This is a genomic window from Chitinophaga vietnamensis (assembly GCF_902167635.1).
GTDB lineage: Bacteria > Bacteroidota > Bacteroidia > Chitinophagales > Chitinophagaceae > Chitinophaga > Chitinophaga vietnamensis.
On record NZ_CABHMS010000014.1, the window covers coordinates 1 to 3,160 of the forward strand.

The window sequence follows — 3,160 nt, forward strand, 5'->3', positions numbered from 1 at the left end:
CTTTTCAAATAAATATGGCAGCTACCTACTCTCCCGCATTGTGGTGCAGTACCATCGGCCATGAGGGGCTTAACTTCTCTGTTCGGAATGGGAAGAGGTGAACACCCTCGGCAAAACCACCATAAGATCTTCTTTGCTTTACAGCAAACTAATAAGATAACATAAAGGGAAAGTTGTATATAGATCCACTGGTCTTAGCCAGTCAAGTAATAAAGAAAATTAAAGCTTACGGGCAATTAGTATTACTCGGCTTTGATGTTACCACCTGTATACCTGCAACCTATCAACGTCGTAGTCTGCGACGGCCCTTAAAAGTAAACTCATCTTGAAGCAGGTTTCACGCTTAGATGCTTTCAGCGTTTATCCTGTCCGTACATAGCTACTCTGCACTGCACCTGGCGGCACAACAGATACACCAGCGGTACGTACGACCCGGTCCTCTCGTACTAAGGTCATGTCTCCTCAATTTACTAACGATCACAACAGATAGGGACCGAACTGTCTTGCGACGTTCTGAACCCAGTTCACGTGCCACTTTAATCGGCGAACAGCCGAACCCTTGGGACCTTCTCCAGCCCCAGGATGTGACGAACCGACATCGAGGTGCCAAACCTCACCGTCGATATGAGCTCTTGGGTGAGATCAGCCTGTTATCCCCGGAGTACCTTTTATCCTTTGAGCGATGGCCCTTCCATACAGAACCACCGGATCACTTTAGCCTGCTTTCGCACCTGCTCGGCTTGTGGGCCTCACAGTCAAGCACCCTTATACTAATGCGCTCTGCGTACGATTACCAACCGTACTGAGGGTACCTTTGCGAGCCTCCGTTACCTTTTAGGAGGCGACCACCCCAGTCAAACTACCCACCAAACAATGTCCCCGCTTGCACGGGTTAGACTCTAAATAACAGAAGGTTGGTATTTCAACGATGACTCCACAACTCCTGGCGAAGCTGCTTCACAGTCTCCCAACTATCCTACACATCTGGCATTCAAAATCAATGTTAAGTTGTAGTGAAGGTTCACGGGGTCTTTCCGTCCCGTTGCGATTAACCGGCATCTTCACCGATACTACAATTTCACCGAGCTCGTGGTAGAGACAGTGTCCAACTCATTAGACCATTCGTGCAGGTCGGAACTTACCCGACAAGGAATTTCGCTACCTTAGGACCGTTATAGTTACGGCCGCCGTTTACTGGGGCTTCAGTCAGGAGCTTTGGGTTACCCCGAACACCCTTCCTTAACCTTCCAGCACCGGGCAGGTATCAGGCTCTATACGTCATCTTTCGATTTTGCAGGGCCCTGTGTTTTTGTTAAACAGTTGGTTGGACCATTTTACTGAGACCATATCGCTATGGTACGCCTTATCCCGAAGTTACAGCGTCAATTTGCCTAGTTCCTTTACCACGGATCACTCGAGCGCCTGAGGATATTCTCCTCGACTACCTGTGTCGGTTTACGGTACGGGCTGCAATAACCTAACCTTAGAGGTTTTTCTTGGAAGTCTGATTAGGGACATTATCAGCGCGGCCGAAGCTTTGCTGTACTTTCAGGTTCATCAGAAATTGCGGATTTGCCTACAATCTCTTTAACTACACCCTTTAACGCACTATTCCGTAAGTGCGCAGTCCTTTCACTACTCCGTTACCCCATCGAAATTATTGCAGGTACTGGAATATTCACCAGTTTGCCATCAGCTACGCCTTTCGGCTTTGCCTAAGGACCCGACTAACCCTGATCCGATTAGCGTTGATCAGGAACCCTTAGTCTTACGGCGATAAGATTTTTCATCTTATTTATCGTTACTTATGCCTACATTTTCTTTTCTAAACGCTCCAGCATGCCTCGCGACACACCTTCTATGCAGTTTAGAATGCTCCCCTACCGTCTAGTACCTAAATACTAGGCCTAAAGCTTCGGTTGTATGTTTGATGCCCGATTATTTTCCGTGCCCAAACCCTCGACCAGTGAGCTGTTACGCACTCTTTAAATGAATGGCTGCTTCCAAGCCAACATCCTGGCTGTTTTAGGATTTGAACCGCGTTTGTTCAACTTAACATACGATTAGGGACCTTAGCTGTTAGTCTGGGTTATTTCCCTCTCGGCCATGGACCTTAGCGCCCACAGCCTCACTCCCGGAGATTATGTTATAGCATTCGGAGTTTATTAGGGTTTGGTAGGCGGTGAAGCCCCCTAGCCCAATTAGTAGCTCTACCTCTATAACACGTCTTATATCCGAGGCTGTTCCTAAAAACATTTCGGGGAGAACGAGCTATCTCTCAGTTTGATTGGCCTTTCACCCCTATCCACAGGTCATCCCATAGCTTTTCAACGCTAATGAGTTCGGACCTCCAGTTGGTTTTACCCAACCTTCATCCTGCCCATGGATAGATCACAAAGTTTCGCGTCTACCCCTACTGACTATACGCTCTGTTAGAACTTGCTTTCGCTGCGGCTCCGGTACTGAAGACCTTAACCTCGCCAGTAAGGAGTAACTCGTAGGCTCATTATGCAAAAGGCACGCCGTCACTCTTGCGAGCTCCGACCGCTTGTAAGCGCACGGTTTCAGGAACTATTTCACTCTCCTGTTCGGAGTACTTTTCACCTTTCCCTTACGGTACTGGTTCACTATCGGTATCTAAGGAGTATTTAGCCTTATCAGATGGTACTGACAGTTTCACACAGGATTCCTCTGGTCCCGCGCTACTCAGGATACTACACGTCCATCAGAATTTCTGTCTACAGGGCTATCACCTGCTACGGCTCATCTTTCCAGATGATTCAACTTGATCTGACTTTCTAAAAGTAGTCCTACAACCCCGGGTAGAATTGCTTCGACCCGGTTTGGGCTTTTCCCTGTTCGCTCGCCACTACTGGGGGAATCATTATTATTTTCTTTTCCTGCAGGTACTTAGATGTTTCAGTTCCCTGCGTTGGCTCCCTTGCGGGTGATACGCCTTCAGCGTACCGGGTTGTCCCATTCGGAAATCTACGGATGTAATGCTCGTTTGCAGCTCCCCGTAGCTTATCGCAGCTTACCACGTCCTTCTTCGCCTCTTAGATCCTAGGCATCCACCATGCGCCCTTATTCGCTTTAAATATTTTTGTATTCAGTATTACTACCTATATACAACTTGTTTTCCCAATATGTCAAAGAACTT

Annotated in this window: 2 rRNA genes; both read right to left on the bottom strand. The window is 47.7% G+C overall.

Annotation, left to right across the window (positions count from 1 at the left end):
• Positions 1 to 12 precede the first annotated feature (12 nt).
• Positions 13 to 124: ribosomal RNA gene (gene rrf, locus FPG75_RS25900) — 5S ribosomal RNA — on the bottom strand.
• Positions 125 to 216: 92 nt separating this feature from the next.
• Positions 217 to 3,098, bottom strand: a 23S ribosomal RNA gene (locus FPG75_RS25905).
• Between the last annotated feature and the right edge of the window lie 62 nt (positions 3,099 to 3,160).